The 16,316-nt window shown below is 62.7% G+C and carries 13 protein-coding genes; 5 read left to right on the top strand and 8 right to left on the bottom strand.

Translation table 11 applies throughout. From position 1 onward, the window contains the following. Nucleotides 1-2: 2 nt before the first annotated feature. The 8 genes from ACT7DK_RS03490 to ehuR all read right to left on the bottom strand — a co-directional run bounded on the left by ACT7DK_RS03490 (nt 3) and on the right by ehuR (nt 9,712). The gene (locus ACT7DK_RS03490) at nt 3-1,331 is read right to left on the bottom strand and encodes an amidohydrolase (RefSeq protein ID WP_445396369.1); all 1,329 of its coding nucleotides are present in this window, start codon (nt 1,329-1,331) and stop codon (nt 3-5) included. Between the two features lie 2 nt (nt 1,332-1,333). Continuing rightward, the gene (locus ACT7DK_RS03485; protein ID WP_445396367.1) at nt 1,334-2,767 is read right to left on the bottom strand and encodes an aldehyde dehydrogenase family protein; all 1,434 of its coding nucleotides are present in this window, start codon (nt 2,765-2,767) and stop codon (nt 1,334-1,336) included. Nucleotides 2,768-2,820: 53 nt separating this feature from the next. Beyond that, complete coding sequence (locus ACT7DK_RS03480) at nt 2,821-3,873, bottom strand: threonine aldolase family protein (protein ID WP_445396365.1); 1,053 nt, start codon at nt 3,871-3,873, stop codon at nt 2,821-2,823. 41 nt (nt 3,874-3,914) lie between these two features. Further along, nucleotides 3,915-5,096 carry a M24 family metallopeptidase gene (locus ACT7DK_RS03475; RefSeq protein ID WP_445396363.1) on the bottom strand — a complete coding sequence of 394 codons (1,182 nt, stop codon included), beginning with the start codon at nt 5,094-5,096 and terminating at the stop codon, nt 3,915-3,917. Between the two features lie 94 nt (nt 5,097-5,190). After that, nucleotides 5,191-6,477 (bottom strand): TRAP transporter large permease, encoded by a 1,287-nt coding sequence (locus tag ACT7DK_RS03470; RefSeq protein ID WP_445396361.1) that lies wholly within the window; start codon nt 6,475-6,477, stop codon nt 5,191-5,193. 17 nt (nt 6,478-6,494) lie between these two features. Next, nucleotides 6,495-7,055 (bottom strand): TRAP transporter small permease, encoded by a 561-nt coding sequence (locus ACT7DK_RS03465; protein ID WP_445396359.1) that lies wholly within the window; start codon nt 7,053-7,055, stop codon nt 6,495-6,497. A 67-nt stretch (nt 7,056-7,122) separates the two neighbouring features. Further along, the gene (locus ACT7DK_RS03460) at nt 7,123-8,142 is read right to left on the bottom strand and encodes a TRAP transporter substrate-binding protein (protein ID WP_445396357.1); all 1,020 of its coding nucleotides are present in this window, start codon (nt 8,140-8,142) and stop codon (nt 7,123-7,125) included. 205 nt (nt 8,143-8,347) lie between these two features. After that, nucleotides 8,348-9,712 carry a MocR-like ectoine utilization transcription factor EhuR gene (gene ehuR / locus ACT7DK_RS03455; RefSeq protein ID WP_445396355.1) on the bottom strand — a complete coding sequence of 455 codons (1,365 nt, stop codon included), beginning with the start codon at nt 9,710-9,712 and terminating at the stop codon, nt 8,348-8,350. 457 nt (nt 9,713-10,169) lie between these two features. On the opposite strand from ehuR, the gene doeA reads away from it, so the two are divergent. From doeA to ACT7DK_RS03430, 5 genes are all read left to right on the top strand, one after another. Beyond that, nucleotides 10,170-11,357, top strand: a complete 1,188-nt coding sequence (gene doeA / locus ACT7DK_RS03450; protein WP_445396353.1) for an ectoine hydrolase DoeA — start codon at nt 10,170-10,172, stop codon at nt 11,355-11,357. A 7-nt stretch (nt 11,358-11,364) separates the two neighbouring features. Then, complete coding sequence (gene doeB, locus ACT7DK_RS03445; RefSeq protein WP_445396351.1) at nt 11,365-12,366, top strand: N(2)-acetyl-L-2,4-diaminobutanoate deacetylase DoeB; 1,002 nt, start codon at nt 11,365-11,367, stop codon at nt 12,364-12,366. A 106-nt stretch (nt 12,367-12,472) separates the two neighbouring features. Next, nucleotides 12,473-12,952, top strand: a complete 480-nt coding sequence (locus ACT7DK_RS03440; protein ID WP_445396349.1) for an Lrp/AsnC family transcriptional regulator — start codon at nt 12,473-12,475, stop codon at nt 12,950-12,952. A 385-nt stretch (nt 12,953-13,337) separates the two neighbouring features. Beyond that, nucleotides 13,338-14,855 (top strand): NAD-dependent succinate-semialdehyde dehydrogenase, encoded by a 1,518-nt coding sequence (locus ACT7DK_RS03435; protein ID WP_445396347.1) that lies wholly within the window; start codon nt 13,338-13,340, stop codon nt 14,853-14,855. A gap of 54 nt (nt 14,856-14,909) precedes the next feature. Beyond that, nucleotides 14,910-16,316, top strand: a complete 1,407-nt coding sequence (locus ACT7DK_RS03430; RefSeq protein ID WP_445396345.1) for an aspartate aminotransferase family protein — start codon at nt 14,910-14,912, stop codon at nt 16,314-16,316.

Here is a 16,316-nt window from a genome sequence, read left to right as displayed (position 1 = left end):
GGTTAGACTTTAAACTGGTCGGAGCCCCAGGAAGCCACCGCCTGTCGTGCCAGGTGAAAATAGAAGCTGCTGCCCCAGGCCAGCAGGGGATCGGGGATGTCGAAACGGCTGTTGTGGTGCCCGCCCACCACCGGGCAGCCGAACAGCAAGTGGCAGGCCTGGCCGCCGCTCTCGTTCACCGCCCGGGTCATAAAGGTGGCGTCCTCGCTGGCCGGCACCTGGTAGCTGTCCTGGATATCCCCGGACCCGAGGCCGAAGGCAAGCGCCTGCTCCTTGATCCAGGCCGCCAGCACCGGGTGGTTGGGATGGCTCTCGAAGCGGGTGAGCGGGGTTGTCTCTACCATCACCTCCTGCATCGCCGCCGCCCCCTCGATCACCTGCCGGGCCCGCTCCGCCATGTAGTCTCGGATGCCGTTGTCGGCGCCGCGCACCTCAAAACGCAGCCGCGCCTCGTGGCAGATGATGTTGTTGGGGTTGTCCGCGTGCATGGCACCCACGTTGACTCGCGAGGCGCCGCCGCCGTGGCGAGCGATGCCGTACAGGCCGGTCACCGCCTGGCAGGCGGCCAGCAGGGCGTTGCGGCCGTAGTGGGGATTGTTGCCCGCATGGGCGGGCCGGCCGCGGAACACCACCTCGAACACGCTGCCGGCAATCCAGGTGGCGTCACACACCAGCACCGGCCGATCGACGATGCCCACATGCATCGAATAGAGCCGGTCCGCTCCCTGCAGCTGGGGCAGTTGGGCAAAGTGCACCCCGCCACCGGCGACTTCCTCCGCCGGCTGGAATAACAGAGTGAAGCGCCCCTTCAGCGCCGCCTTGTGCTCGGCCAGCAGCCGGCCCAGGCCCAGGCCGACCGCCATGTGGCCGTCGTGGCCGCAGGCGTGCATCCGGCCGTCCACCACGGAGGCGAAGCCGGCCCCGCAGGGCGAGTGGTCGCAGCCGCCGCTCTCCTGCACCGGCAGGGCATCGATATCGAAGCGGAAGGCCTGATGGGGCCCGGCACCGCAGTCGAGCTCGGCCACCAGGCCGGTAAAGCCGCCCGCCATCTCCGCCAGATAGGGATCCCCCTCCCCCAGCTCGGCACGGGCGGCGGCGAAGGCGGCGTCCAGCTGTTCCCGGGGCGGCAGGTTGTGGGGCCTGAGATCACCCCACAGCGAACGTCCCCAGCGGACGCTGAAGCCCATCTGCGCCAGTTCCCGGCACAGCACCGCCGTGGTACGGAACTCGCACCAGGACAACTCCGGATGGCGATGGAAGTCGTGCCGCCGGGCGCGCACATAGTCGAGCACCGCCAGGCCGTGCTCGTCCAGCCGATCGTAATAGGCCATGTTCAGTCCTCCAGGGCGGTGCCGTTGATGTTGAGCGAGTTCTTTCTGCTGAAGGCACGCAGCCCTTCCGGCGACAGCGCCAGGGAGCCGTTGCCGGAGTGACGGTGGCCGATCCAGCCCAGGCGGGCATCGACGAAGTTGCAGCGGTTCACGTAGAGGGTGCCGAAATCGAGCGCCTCGATAAAGGCATTGGCCCGGGCGCGCGAGCGGGTGAAGATGGAGGCGGTCAACCCGTAGCGGGTGTCGGCGACCAGACCGAAGGCCTCTTCGTCGCTGCGTACCTTCATCACCGGCAGCACGGGGCCGAAGGTTTCCTCCTTCATGATGCGCATGCCGTGATCCACCCCGGCCACCAGGGTCGGCTGGATGAAGTCGCAGCCCGCTAGGGTCTCTCGCGCCCCGCCGGTCACCAGGGTCGCGCCCCTGGCGGTGGCATCCGCCACCAGTTCCAGCAGGCCATCGATGGCCGCCCTGCCGCCGAACAGGGGGCCCAGGGTGGTCTCTGGCCGCAGCGGGTCGCCGTTGACCTCTGCGGCCATGATGGCCCTGGCGCCTTCCACCACGGCGTCGTACAGGGACTCGTGCACGTAGAGCCGTTTGACCGCGCAACAGGACTGACCGGAATTGTGCAGCCGGCCGATCTTCACCGCCCACAGCAGAGCCTGCTCCAGATCGGCGTCCTCGGCGATGTAGCAGGCGTCGTTGCTGCCGAGCTCCAGTGCGGCCTCGATAAAGGGGGAATCCAGTTGGTCGTTGAGCGCCCGCCGGGCGATGCTCTGCTGGATCACGCGCCCGCCCTGCACCGAGCCGGTAAACACCACCTGGTCGATGTCGCCCCGCTCGATGATCTCGGCGGACACCTCATAGTCGACGGTGATGTTGAACAGCAGATCCACCTGGTCGCCCAGGGTGTGGAAGGCCCGCTCGAACAGGCGCCCCACCGAGGGGGTGGTGGTGTGTTTGAGCAGCACGGCGCTGCCGCTCAGCAGGGCGCAGACCACGCCGTTGATGGCGGTGAACAGCGGGTAGTTCCAGGGGCTGATGATATAGACGATGCCCTTGCCCCGGTAGCGGATACGTCCCTGGAAGTCGGCGTCGTGATAGGCCGAGAGATCCAGATCCGCCAGCGCCCCGTCCTCGGCGAAGCGGCACATGTATTCCGCCCGCTCGATCATGTAGCGCAGCTCTTCGGCCGCCGCCGTTTTCGGCTTGCCCATCTCCCGGCCGATGGCGGTGCTGATCTCGTCCTCTGCCGCCCGGAACACCTCCAGGGCGGCGCGCACCCGGCGTGCCCGCTCCGCCGCCGGCACCCGCGACCAGCGCCGGTAGGCGGCCCGGGCCAGGGCCAGTTTTTCCGCCACCTCGCCGAAGCTGGCCGAGGCCTGTTCGAAGACGGTTTCTCCGGTGAAGGGGTTGTTCAGTCGTACCATCGCCATCGTTGTCTCTCCTTAGTCTCACTGGGTTCCCGCTCGGGCCGATGCCTGCGGGGTTACTGTTCCTGAGCGGCCAGTTGCCCCATCCGCGCCACAAAGGCGTCGACATGGGCACGCTCGATATCGAACGACATCACCAGCCGCGCTTCGGACCGACCGGGGCTGCTGTCGGCCCGCCAGACGTGGAAGTAGGCCTGCTGCTGCAGCGGCGTCAGCCAGTCATTGGGCAACTCCACGAACAGCATGTTGGTCTCCACCGGCGCCACCAGCCGGGCCTGGGGCACGGCCTTGAGCCGCTCGGCCAGATAGGCCGCCATGGCGTTGGCCTGGGCGGCGTTGTGCAGCCAGAGATCGTCCTCGAAGTAGGCCAGGAACTGGGCGGCAAGGAAGCGCATCTTGGACGCCAGGTGCATGCCGTGCTTGCGGATCACCGGGTACTGGGCCTGCAGGGCCGGGTTGAGCACCACCACCGCCTCGCCCATCATCAGGCCGTTCTTGGTGCCGCCGAAGGACACCACGTCCACCCCCAGCTCGGTAAAGAGCCGCTTGCAGTCGCCGCCCAGCGCCGCCACCGCGTTGTGAATGCGGGCGCCGTCGATATGCACGTAGAAGCCGTGGGTCCGGGCGAAGTCGCAGAAGGCCCCGAGCTCGTCCGGGCGATAGACGGAGCCGCGTTCGGTGCACTGGGCGAGGGAAATCACCCTGGGCTGGCTGCGGTGCTGGAAGCCGATGTCGCCCAGGCGCGGGCGCATGTCGTCGATGCGGATTTTGCCGTTGTGCGCCGGCAGGGTGATAAGCTTGGCGCCGAGGAACTGTTCGGGGGCGCCGGCCTCGTCGATCCACAGGTGGGACTCGGCGGAGCAGAACACCGCCTCGAAGGAACGCACCAGCCCCTTGAGGGCGATGACGTTGGCGCCGGTGCCGTTGTACACCAGGAAGCTTTCGGCCTGGTCGCCGAACAGCTGCTTGAACGCCCGGTTGGCACGGGCGGTCAGCTCGTCGGCGCCGTAGCCCAAGGCATGGCCCCGGTTGGCGTCGGCCAGCGCCGCCATGATGGCGGGATGCACACCGGAGGCGTTGTCGCTGGCAAACATGGGAGCTTGGGTCATGAATCCTCCAGTTGGCGCCGGCCGGGACCGGCGCCATTCGGTCAGTCGATGATAAAGAGCGCCCGCGGAGTATTGCACAGGCATTCCACCCCGGTCTTGGTGATGCGGATCGACTCGGTGATGGCCACGCCCCAGTCATCGAACCAGACCCCGGGCATGAAATGCATGGTGACGTTCTCGGTCAGCAGGGTGTTGTCGATGGGCCGGAAGCTGATGGTGCGCTCGCCCCAGTCGGGCGGGTACCCGATACCGATGCTGTAACCGCAGCGAGAATCCTTGACGATGCCGTGCCGGGAGATCACCGCGTCCCAAGCGGCGTGTACCTCGTGGGCATAGACCCCCTCCTTGGCAGTTTCGAGCACCGCCTCGATGCCTTCGAGTACGATCTGCACGGTGTCGTAGGCCTTGGGATTGGGCTTGCCGAGGAAGACGGTGCGGCTCTGGGGCGCGTGATAGCGAGCCTTGACCCCGGAGATCTCAAGGGTGGAGCAGTCACCCTGCTGGTAGACTTCGTCCCGCCACATCACATGGGGGCAGGAAGTACCCACTCCGGCCGGGATCAGCGGAGCGATGGCGGCATACTCGCCGGCGTACTCATCCAGCCCCGCAACCGAAGTGGCATACACTTCGGCGGCCACATCCGCCAGCCGGACTCCAGGCTTGATCTTGTCGATGGCCTTGGCCATGGTCAGTTCGGTCAGACGGGCGGCCTGGCGCATATAGCCGATCTCGGTCTCCGACTTGACGCTGCGTACCCAGTTGACCAGGGCATCGGCGTCCACCAGGGTAGCGTTGGGCAGGTGGTATTGCAGTTGGTTGAGACTGCGGCCACTGAAGAAGAAGCTGTCACCCTCATAGCCTACCCGTGCACTACCCTTGCCGCGTTCGATCAGCAACTGGGCGACGAATTCCATGCAATGGGCGGCCGGATTCTGAATATAGTGATCCGAGTAGCCAAGGATAAAGTCGTCGGTCAGGTAGCTGGTTAGCCGGGCGCCATTCACGTCCTGGCCGCGCACCACGCACAGCGGCCTGTCCCAGTCCTGGCTGACCAGAGCGTATTGGGGGGTGTAGAACGACCAGGCGTCATAGCCGGTCAGGTAATAGAGATTAGCGGGCTCGCTGACGATCAGCACGTCGATGCCCTGCTCCAGCATGCTCTGCTGGGTCTTGTGCAGACGGGCCTGATATTCTTCGAGACTGAATGGCTGTTGGTACTTCACAGACGGACACTCCAGGCACAAGGTTGCGGGTGCAACCGGGTATACCGGCAACCGCGGTTGCCGGTGGTTTGATTAAACAGGATTCGGAACAGGGTTACTTAGCGAAGGCCAGATCCCGCAGGAACAGGGCGATCTGTGGGAACAGGATCAACAAGCCCGCCACCAGGACCAGCAGCAGAACAAAGGGCAGTGAGCCTCGCACCACATCCATATAACGCCGGCGGAATACCGCCACGGCGGTGAAGATGTTGCAGCCGAAGGGCGGTGTGACCGCGCCGATGGCCACCTGCAGGGTAATGATGATCCCCACCAGTACCTTATCCAGCTCCAGCCGCTCGATCTCGGGCAGAAAGATGGGCACCATGATCAGGATGACCACAATGGAATCCACGAACATGCAGCCGACAAAGAAGGCGATGGAAATCGCCAGCAGCAGGCCGATTTCATTGGTCTCGTTCAGCCCCAGCCCGGCCATGATCGCCTGGGGGATCTGGGCGAAGGAAATAACCCAGGAAAACGCCGCGCCGGCGGCCACCAGGATAAACACCACGGCGGTGATAAGCCCGGTAGATTTGGCGATATCCAGCACATCCCTGACTTTCAACTCGCGAAAGATCACCACCTCGAGCAGCAGCGCATAGAGCACGCACACCGAGGCCGCTTCGGTCGGGCTGAAGATACCGCCGTAGATGCCGAACACCACTATGATAGGGAAGCCCAACGGCCAGATAGCATCACGAGTGGCCTGAAGCCGTTCAGCAAAGCTAGCCTTGGGCACTGTCGGTACTTCTTCCTTGATGGCGAAGAACACCGAGTAGATGGAAAACAGCACCAGGATCAACAGGCCCGGTACTATCCCCGCGATAAACAGCTCGGAGATCGAAGTCTGGGCGATGCCGCCGTAGATGATCATGCCGATGCTCGGCGGGATCAGCAGGGCAATGCCGCTGGAGCTGATGATCAACGACAGGGAGAAGGAGTCCTTATAACCGTTTTGCAGCAGTTTGGGGTGCAGCGGCGACCCCACCGCCACTACGGTGGCCTGGGTGGAGCCGGACACGGCGCCAAACATGGTGCAGGCGGTCGCGGTGCTCACCGCCAGCCCGCCCTTGTAGTGCCCGATATAGGCCATCACCATATCGATCAGCTTGGTGGCCGAGCGCCCCTTGGTCATGATGTCGGCGGCCAGGATAAACATGGGCACCGCAATCAAGGAAGCGGGACGGATACCGGCGAACATCTGCTGGACCATGAACTGGGAGTTGCCGAAACCGTCGAACTGTACATAAAAGCCAATCAGCGTCGCTACCATCATGGGCACCATCATCGGAAACCCAATCAGCAACAGCACCACCATGGCGATCAACATCAAAGAGGTCATATCCATTTTTCCAGCCCCTAAATTTCCGCCACATTTTCATATTCTTCGCTGGTCACTTCACTGGCCAGGAAAATCTCTTGACTGAACAGGTTCCTCACCCCGGCAATAAAGTACTCGAAACCGGTAATAAACAGGCTGATCGGCACCCACAGATAGATGGTGTAGACGGGGATCTGCAACGCCGGCAGTATTTGTCCGCGTGGTGCCACCCACAGGATGTATTTCACCGAAAAATAGCAGATGGTAAAAATGCACACCGCGGTCACGAAGGTGATGATGATAATCAGGAACTTCTGAAACCGGCGCGGCAAGGCGTCAAAAATTGCGGTCATACGGATATGGCTGCCATGCCGGGCAGCGAAACTGGTGCCGGCAAAGGTCACCAGGATAATCAAGATACTGTTCACCTCTTCCGCAAAGAACAGGCTTTGGTTGAAAATGACGCGACCGATAACGTTCGCAATATTATTGGTCGCCATCAACAGCACGCTGATAATAAGAATGGCGCCTTCCACCTTATTAACGATGCCAATAACACGATGGTAACCAGATTTAATGAGGCCGGGAGACGAGGTCATTCAGCAGCTCCTTGAGTCTGAAAACACAAGGTGGCGCAGGCACGGGGCCCGCACCACTTTCTTCGGTTTACTTGCCTTTTGCTGCCAGGAGGTCCGCTTCCATTTGTTCGAGTATGGCCTTGCCGGAATCACCGGTCATCTCCACAAACTTCGCCTTCACCGGCGCGGACGCCTCGCGGAAGGCGGCGCGCTTGTCTTCGGCGAGCGACACGAACTGGATGCCCGGCTTGGCTGCCTTGATCTTGGCGATGGACTCGTCCTCCAGCCCCTGCTGATAGTCGAGGATGAAGTCGGTGGCCTCGGCAATGGCTTTTTGGATCAGCGCCTGATCGTCATCGGACAGGCCGTCGTAGAAATCCTTGTTAGCCATCACCGCGGTGGTGAAAATGTTGTGGCCGATGTCGGTGACCACCTCGGTCACTTCGTACATCTTGGTGGATTCGATGAAGAACATGGGGTTCTCCTGCCCCTGGATCATCTTGGTCTGCAAGGCGCCGAACACTTCACCCCAGGGCAGCGGCGTGGGCACAGAGCCGAACGACTTGTAGGTTTCCACCAGCAGCGGCGAGGTCATTACCCGGATCTTGACCCCATTCAGGTCGGACGGGCTGTCGAAGGACTCCTGGGTGGTGATGTGCACGCGACCTTCCGGGAACATGCTCAGCAGCTCCAGCCCCTTGTCGGCATAGAGCTTGGGAAAGTGCTCGTTGATGACTTTGGAATTTTTGAAGAAATAGTTGATTTCACTTTGTTTTTCAGGAATCACATAAGGCATCAGAAAGACTTGGGCCTCGGGGATCAGGCTACCGGTAAAGCCTGGGGACTGATCCACAAACTGCAGGATGCCGGCTTGGGCCTGTTCCATTACGTCCACCGACTCCCCTAGAGTACCGAAGGGATAGATTTGTACCTTGTGATCCGAATTGGCCTCGATCACTTCCTTGAACTTGGTGGCGTACACCCCCTGTACTTCGGTCAGGCTTTCCTCGATCGCGTATTTCCAGTTGGCGGCGCTCACCTGCAGTGAGGCCAGGGCCAGGGCGGCGACGGACAGTTTGGCGGTCATCCCCAATGATTTCTTGCTCATTTCAGTAGTCCTTCTGACGGTTGGTTCCACATTACACAAGTGTAAAAAATGACTGAATGAAAGATAGCTTCCTCGAACGGCCTCAGCTTACTTTGTCATGACTTGATTTGATGACAATTTGATAACATTCATACTAACCGGAGCCTGCCACTGTTTTTTTTCGTGTCGGACCCGGCCAGCTTGCGACTTCTTCTGTAATTGCCCCTTACAACAGAAAATGTGTGGGCGGCGGCGGCGCGCTGAGCATATCCGCCAGTAACTGCAGTCCATGGCGCACCCGCTGGCGGCTGCTTTCACTGCCCAGGCTGAGCCTTACCCGACCGAGCCTGCGTTCGGGATCCACCACGAAAGGCTGGTAGCCGGTGATCAGTATGCTGGCCTGCATGGCAGAGCTCACCAGCTCATCGGCGCCCCAGCCCTCCGGCAGACGAAGCCAAAGGTGCATGCCGTGCTCATGGCAGTCGTACTCGAATCCGGCCAACAGTTCACGTGCCAGCTGCTGGCGGGCGGCAAACTCCTGTTGCTGGAAGGCGATCAGCCGATGCAGGGTGCCGTCCTGGATCCACTGGCTGGCGATTTCAAACACCAGCGGCGTGGCCATCCAGCTGGAAGCCGCCAGTCGGGCCACGCAGTGCTGCAGCAGGTGCCTCGGCACCACCATGAAACCGCAGCGCAGGCCGGGCGCCACCGTCTTGGCCAGGCTGGTTACGTAAAACGCCTGCTCCGGCAGCAGGCTGGACAGGGGCGGCATCCGGTCCGGCTCCAGGGCGCCATAGACATCGTCCTCGATCACCATCAGGTGATGACGCCGCACTATCTCGGCGATGGCCTGACGCCGCTCCGGCCCCATGTGACAGCTGGCCGGGTTGCTCATGCTGGGGGTGCAGCACAGTACCTTGATTTTCTTCTTGTGACAGGCCTCTTCCAACGCGGCGGGAATAATGCCCTCCCGGTCGGTGGGCAGGCCGCACAGGCGCACACCCAGCATGCGCGAGCGGGCGATCAGGCCGTGATCCACCAGTTCCTCGCAGGCCACCAGATCTCCCGGTTGCAGCAAGACGCCCATGGCCAGCATCAGGCCATGGGAGGCGCCGTTGCACAGCAGCACCCGCTCCGGCTCCGCCGGCAATTTCTGGCTCTCCAGCCACCTGGCCGCCGCCTCGATGTGAGACCACTGCCCCTGCACCGGACGGGCCGCCCGGATCAATGCCTCGGTGCTGCCCTGCCCGATCCGTACCAGCGTCTCACCAAACAACCGGGTCAGCTCGTCGGTGCAAATGGGGTGGGCGATGGACAGGTCTATCGCCCGCCCCTCGACGTCCTTGTCTTCGACCAGCATCAGCTCGTTTTCCTTGCCGGCGCCATAGTCGCTGACGAAGGTACCACTGCCCACGCAGGCGGTGATCAAGCCCTGTTTCTCTGCATAGGCATAGGCGTTGCTCACGGTCTGCACACTGACCTGCAACTGCTCTGCCAATACCCTGTGGGTGGGCAAGCGGGTGCCGGGCAGCAGTTCGCCCCGGGCGATAGCCTCTTCCAGGGTCTTGGCAATGGCCAGGTACTTGGGCATGCCGGCTTTCAATAAAGGTTGGATATCAATTGTCATAGTTCAATAAATTTATTGACAGGAATAAATGCACTGATATTAACTGGCGCCCGAAGCAACATACTAGGACAACAAGCGGTAACTCACCCAGTTTTTGACCGATTGTCATGATTGCAGGGACGAATTGTATCAGTTAGGCGCTATGGGCCCCGGCCCGACGAGGTAACACTCATGGACAGAAACAGCCTGAACCCCCTCCTGCTTCTCCCGGCCGAGGTCTCGCTGCGGCCACAGACATTTCCGGTTTCGCTCCCACGAACGAAAGGTCTGATCCAGGCCGATCGCTGATTAGCGGCCGTGCCGCGGCAATGGCCGCGGCACGGCCGCCATCTCCCAACACCAAAACAACACCCCAACCGACTGCTTGCCTCCGGGCCGGCAGGGGTTGGTGGTCCCGACTGCCAGACATGAGACAGTACTTATGCATAACCATATACCCAACTTCTCCCTCGAGGAGTATCAGACCCGGCTGGCCAAGGTGCGCGCCGCCATGGACCGGCACGAAATCCAGACCCTGATCGTGCACGATCCGTCCAACATCGCCTGGCTCACCGGCTACGACGGCTGGTCTTTCTACACCCCCCAGGTGGCGGTGGTGGGCCCGGCCGGCGAGCCGATCTGGTATGGCCGGCAAATGGACTCCAACGGTGCCAAACGCACCGTCTACCTGCAGGAGGAAAACATCACCTGGTATCCGGACTATTACGTGATGAACCCGCCGCTGCACGCCATGGAATACCTGGCCAACCAGATCCTCAAGCCGCGCGACTGGGCCCGGGGCAATATCGGTATCGAGATGGACAACTACTACTTCAGCCCCACCGCCTACCTGGCGCTGAAGGACAACCTGCCCGAAGCCGAGCTGGTGGACGCCACCGGCCTGGTCAACTGGTGCAGGGCAGTAAAATCCGAGACCGAACTGCGCTACATGCGCATCGCCGCCCGCATCGTGGAGAACATGCACCAGGCGGCCTTCGAGATGATCGAGCCCGGCCTGCCCAAAAACCGGCTGGTGGCCGAGATCTACCGGGTGGCGATGGAAGGCCACGAAGGGCACTTCGGCGACTACCCGGCCATAGTGCCCATGCTGCCCTCGGGCAAGGACGCCTCGGCCCCGCACCTGACCTGGGACGAGCGCCCCTTCAACCACAACGAAGGCACCTTCTTCGAAATCGCCGGCTGCCACCGTCGCTACCACTGCCCGCTGTCGCGCACCATCTACCTGGGCCAGCCCAGCAATGACTTCCTGCGCGGGGAGGAGGCGCTCAACGCCGCCCTTGAGGCCGGCCTGGCCGCCGCCAAACCCGGCAACCGCTGTGCCGACATCGCCGACGCCCTCAACGCCGTGCTGTCGGAGTACGGCTTCAACCGGGAAGGCGCCCGCTGCGGCTACCCCATCGGCCTGAGCTATCCGCCGGACTGGGGCGAGCGCACCATGAGCCTGCGCAACACCGACCAGACCATACTGGAGCCGGGGATGACCTTCCACTTCATGCCGGGGCTCTGGCTGGAGGACTGGGGCATAGAGACCACCGAAAGCATAGTGATAACCGAGACCGGGGTGGAAACCCTGTGCAACTATCCCCGTCAGCTGTTTGTAAAGAGGTAACCAGAATATGCAGGCAACCACCATCACTCCTACCGTCGACTTCGAGCGGGACGGCAAGCAGCACGGCTTCCTCAAGCTGCCCTACTCCAGCGATCAGTCCGCCTGGGGCTGCATCATGATCCCGATCACCGTGGTGAAGAATGGCGACGGCCCCACCGCCCTGCTCACCGGCGGCAACCATGGCGACGAATACGAGGGTATCACCGCCCTGCTCAAGCTGGCCAACAGCCTGGAGCCCGCGCAGGTAAGGGGCCGGGTGATCATAGTCCCGGCGATGAACTACCCGGCGGTGCGCAACGGCAGCCGCACCTCGCCGATCGACAAGGGCAACATGAACCGCAGCTTCCCGGGCAACCCGGCGGGCAGCATGACGGAGCGCATCGCCGACTACTTCAACCGCTACCTGGTGCCGATGTGCGACTACGCCCTGGACATCCATTCCGGCGGCAAGACCCTGGACTTCATCCCCTTCTCCGCCGCCCACCGGCTGCCGGACCCGGCCCAGGAGGCCGCCTGCATCGAGGGCGCCAGGCTGTTCGGTGCGCCCAACGTGGTGGTGATGTTCGAGCTGGACACCGCTTCCCTCTACGACACGGCGGTGGAATCCCAGGGCAAGGTGTTCGTCACCACCGAACTGTGTGGCGGCGGCACCAGCAGCCCCGAGACCATCGCCCTGGCGGACCAGGGGGTGCACAACTTCCTGATCTTCGCCGGCATCACCCGGGGAGATTACCGCCTGCCCGACACCCCGCCGCGCCTGCTCGACATGCCCGACGGCTCCTGCTACATGATGAGCGAGCACCAGGGCCTGCTGGAGCTGTGCGTTTCCCTGGGCGACCGGGTCAGGGCAGGCGATCTGGTGGCGCGCATCCACAGCCTGGAGCGCACCGGCCAACCGCCGGCGGAATACCGGGCCCAACGCGACGGCATTCTCGCCGGCCGCCGCCACCCGGCGCTGATCGACATCGGCGACACCTTCGCGGTGCTGGCGGTCGAGCTCGACGCCTGAACAGAACTTAAGGTAAGTGCTTGAGCGAAAAGGGCTGCTGGTTGCCACCGGCGGCCTTTTGTATACTCAAGCCATCAAGATTGCACAGCAACAAGCAGGAAGCCCCATGCGTCTGGATCGCTACGACATCAAAATTCTGCACATCCTGCACCAGCAGGGCCGCATCACCAAATCCGGCCTGGCCGAAGCCATCAACCTCTCGGTCAGCCCCTGCTGGGAGCGGGTCAAACGGCTGGAAGACGCCGGCATCATCCAGGGCTACGGCGCCCGCATCAACACCGAAGTGCTGTTCAGGCGCTCGCCGGTGCTGGTGGAAGTCAGCCTCAAGCAGCACAGCGCCGAAGCCTTTAATCGCTTCGAGCAGGCCATGCAGCAGTGCGACCAGGTAGTGGACTGCTACGCCACTGGCGGCGGCGTCGACTATATCCTCAAGGTGATGTGCGATGGCATCGACCAGTACCAGCGGCTGATCGACAGCTGGCTCACCTCCGGGCTCGGCATAGAACGCTACTTCACCTATATCGTCACCAAGACCATCAAGCAGCAGCAGCCCAGGCTGGAATTCGCGGCGGAATACAAGGAGTAGGACGGGGACCAAAAGTCTCCAGTTTGTGGACGACCTTGTCTGTTATAACCCAGTAAGCCGGCCAAAGGGCCAGCTCCGCCGACACGCCGTAAACACATCTATGTGGGCTCGAAATGCTATCCATGGCATTTCATGGTCGGCGGAGCCGTTCCCTTTGTCCGCCTGTTTTAACATGGGTGTTGCCTGTTTAAGTCGGCCCGGGCTTGGGCAGTAGTCCGTCATACCCCACCTTTCTCTCACCTCCAGAAAAAAACAATTTTTTAACCTCGGTTATCAGAAAAATCGCCCCGCCAATGCCGGGGCAACAAAAAGTATCTCCCCGCCATCGCTCCTAGAATGACCTCATAGCAACAACCTGTACCCAAACAACGAATTGGTGGTGTTTATGAGCCTTACCCTCAAGCATGTATCAGACAGCAAGGTCACCGAAGCCATTATGCCCTATCTCAAGGATCCCCGGCTGGTTCGCGAACTGGCCTATGTCAACGGCAAATGGGTCAACGGCAACGCCGATCTGGCCGTGATCAACCCGGCCACCGACGACATCATCGGTCACTGCACCCAGCTGCAACCGCTGCAGGTCAGCCAGGCCATCGACGCCGCCGAACGCGCCTTTCCGGCCTGGCGGGCGCTGCTGGCCGACGAGCGCGCCGCCATCCTGATGCGCTGGCACGATCTCATCCTCGACAACAAGGAGGACCTGGCGGTGCTGATGGTCCTGGAGCAGGGCAAGAGCCTGAGTGATGCCCGCGGCGAAATCGACTACGGTGCCTCCTTTATCCGCTGGTTCGCGGAAGAGGCCCGCCGCGCCTACGGCGAGACCATTCCCAGCCATATCCCCAACGCCCAGCTGGCCACCCTGCGCGAGCCCATCGGCGTGGCGGCGTTGATCACGCCCTGGAACTTTCCCAGCGCCATGATCACCCGCAAGGCGGCGGCGGCCCTGGCCATCGGCTGCACCGTGCTGGTCAAGCCGGCCAATGAAACCCCCTTCTCCGCCCTGGCGCTGGCCGAGCTGGCCGAGCGCGCCGGCTTTCCGGCCGGGGTCTACAACGTGATCACCGGCGACGGCGCCGAGGTGTGCGGCGTACTGTGCCGCTCCGACAAGGTCAAGGCACTCTCCTTCACCGGTTCCACCCGGGTCGGCAAGCTGCTGCTGGAGCAGGCCGCGGCCACCGTCAAGAAGTGCTCCATGGAGCTCGGCGGCAACGCCCCCTTCATCGTGCTGCCGGACATGGACATCACCGCGGCCGCCAGGGCGGCGGTGGACGCCAAGTTCCAGACCGCCGGGCAGGACTGCCTGGCCGCCAACCGCATTTTCGTGCCGCGCGCCAGGTATGAAGACTTCCTCGCCGCCTTCGCCGCCGAGATGGCCAAGATCCAGGTGGGCAACGGCTTCGACGAGGGCGTGACCATGGGCCCGCTGATCTTCCGCCAGGCGGTGGACAAGGCCCAGGCGATCGTCGACGACGCCCTCGCCAAGGGGGCACGTCTGGTTGCCGGCGACCAAAGCCGGGCGCCGGGCGCCAACTTCTTCATGCCGACCCTGCTGGCCGACGTGACCCCGGAGATGAAGGTATTCCGCGAGGAGAACTTCTGCCCGGTGGCCGGGGTGCTGCCCTACGACAGCATCGACGAGCTGATCCCCCTGGCCAACGACACCGAATACGGCCTGGCCGCCTATGTGTACGGCCACGACATCCGTCACATCTGGCAGCTGATGCGCGGCCTGGAGTTTGGCATGGTCTCGGTCAATTCAGTGAAGATGACCGGCCACCCCATCCCCTTCGGCGGCGTCAAGCAATCCGGCCTGGGCCGTGAGGGCAGCCGTCACGGCTTCGATGAGTACAGCCAGATCAAGTACTACTGCCTGGGGGCCATGCCGACCGTTAGCGGCAGCTGAGACCAGGACTGAACACCCAATACCAGATTGAACGCTATCAAGGGAGCGACCACCATGACCATAGATACCAAAAAGCTGCTCGAAATCGACCGCAACACCGTGTTCCACGCCTCCACCCACCTGAAGCAGTACGCTCAGGGTGAAGTGAGCGGCCGCATCATCACCGGCGCCCAGGGCATCCGCATCCAGGATTCCGAAGGGGTGGAGCTGATCGATGCCTTCGCCGGCCTGTACTGCGTGAACATCGGCTACGGCCGCACCGAAATGGCCGAGGCCATCTACGAGCAGGCCAAGAAGCTGGCCTACTACCATACCTATGTAGGCCACACCAACGAGGCGCTGATCGAGCTGTCCGACCGCATCATCAAAATGGCGCCCGCCGGCATGAGCAAGGTGTACTACGGCATGTCCGGCAGCGACGCCAACGAGACCCAGCTCAAGCTGGTGTGGTACTACAACAACGCCCGCGGCCTGCCTCAGAAGAAGAAGGTGATCTCCCGGGATCGCGGCTACCACGGCTCCAGCATCGCCTCCGGCTCCATGACCGGCCTGCCGCTGTTCCACGCCCACTTCGATCTGCCGCTGGAACGCATCAAGCACACCATAGCGCCGGTCTACTACCGCCGCCCCGACGACAACATGAGCGAGCTGGAATTCTCCAAGTACTGCGCCGCCAAGCTGGAAGAGATGATCCTGGCCGAGGGTCCGGACACCGTTGCCGCCATGATCGGCGAGCCGGTGCTGGGTACCGGTGGCATAGTACCGCCGCCCGAGGGCTACTGGGCCGAGATCCGCAAGGTGCTCGACAAGTACGACATCCTGCTGATCGCCGACGAAGTGGTGTGCGGTTTCGGTCGCCTGGGCGCCGAGTTCGGCTCCATCTACTACGACATGAAGCCGGATCTGATCACCGTGGCCAAGGGCCTGACCTCCGCCTACCAGCCGCTGTCCGGCGTGATCGTGGGCGAGAAGGTGTGGAAGGTGCTGGAGCAGGGCACCGATCAGTGGGGCGCCATCGGCCACGGCTACACCTATTCCGGCCACCCCATCGGTGCCGCCTCCGCCCTGTGCAACCTGGACATCATCGCCCGTGAAAACCTGGTCGGTAATGCCCGTGACACCGGTGCCTACCTGCAACAACGTATGCAGCAAACCTTTGCCGACCACCCGCTGGTAGGCGAAAGCCGCGGTGTGGGCCTGCTGCACGCCCTGGAGTTCTCCAGCAACAAGGCCAGGCGTGAGCACTTCGATCCCAACCTCAAGGTGGGCCCGCAGATCGCAGCCGCCTGCCTGGAGCAAGGCCTGATCGCCCGCGCCATGCCCCATGGCGACATCCTGGGCTTTGCCCCGCCGCTGGTGGTGACCAAAGGCGAAGTGGACGATATCGTCGAGCGCACCGCAAAGGCAGTGAACAAGGTCACCGACAAGCTGATCAGCAGCGGCGACTGGAACGCCCGGTAA

Source organism: Zobellella sp. An-6 (assembly GCF_052487945.1).
This window is presented reverse-complemented; position numbering and strand designations above follow the sequence as displayed.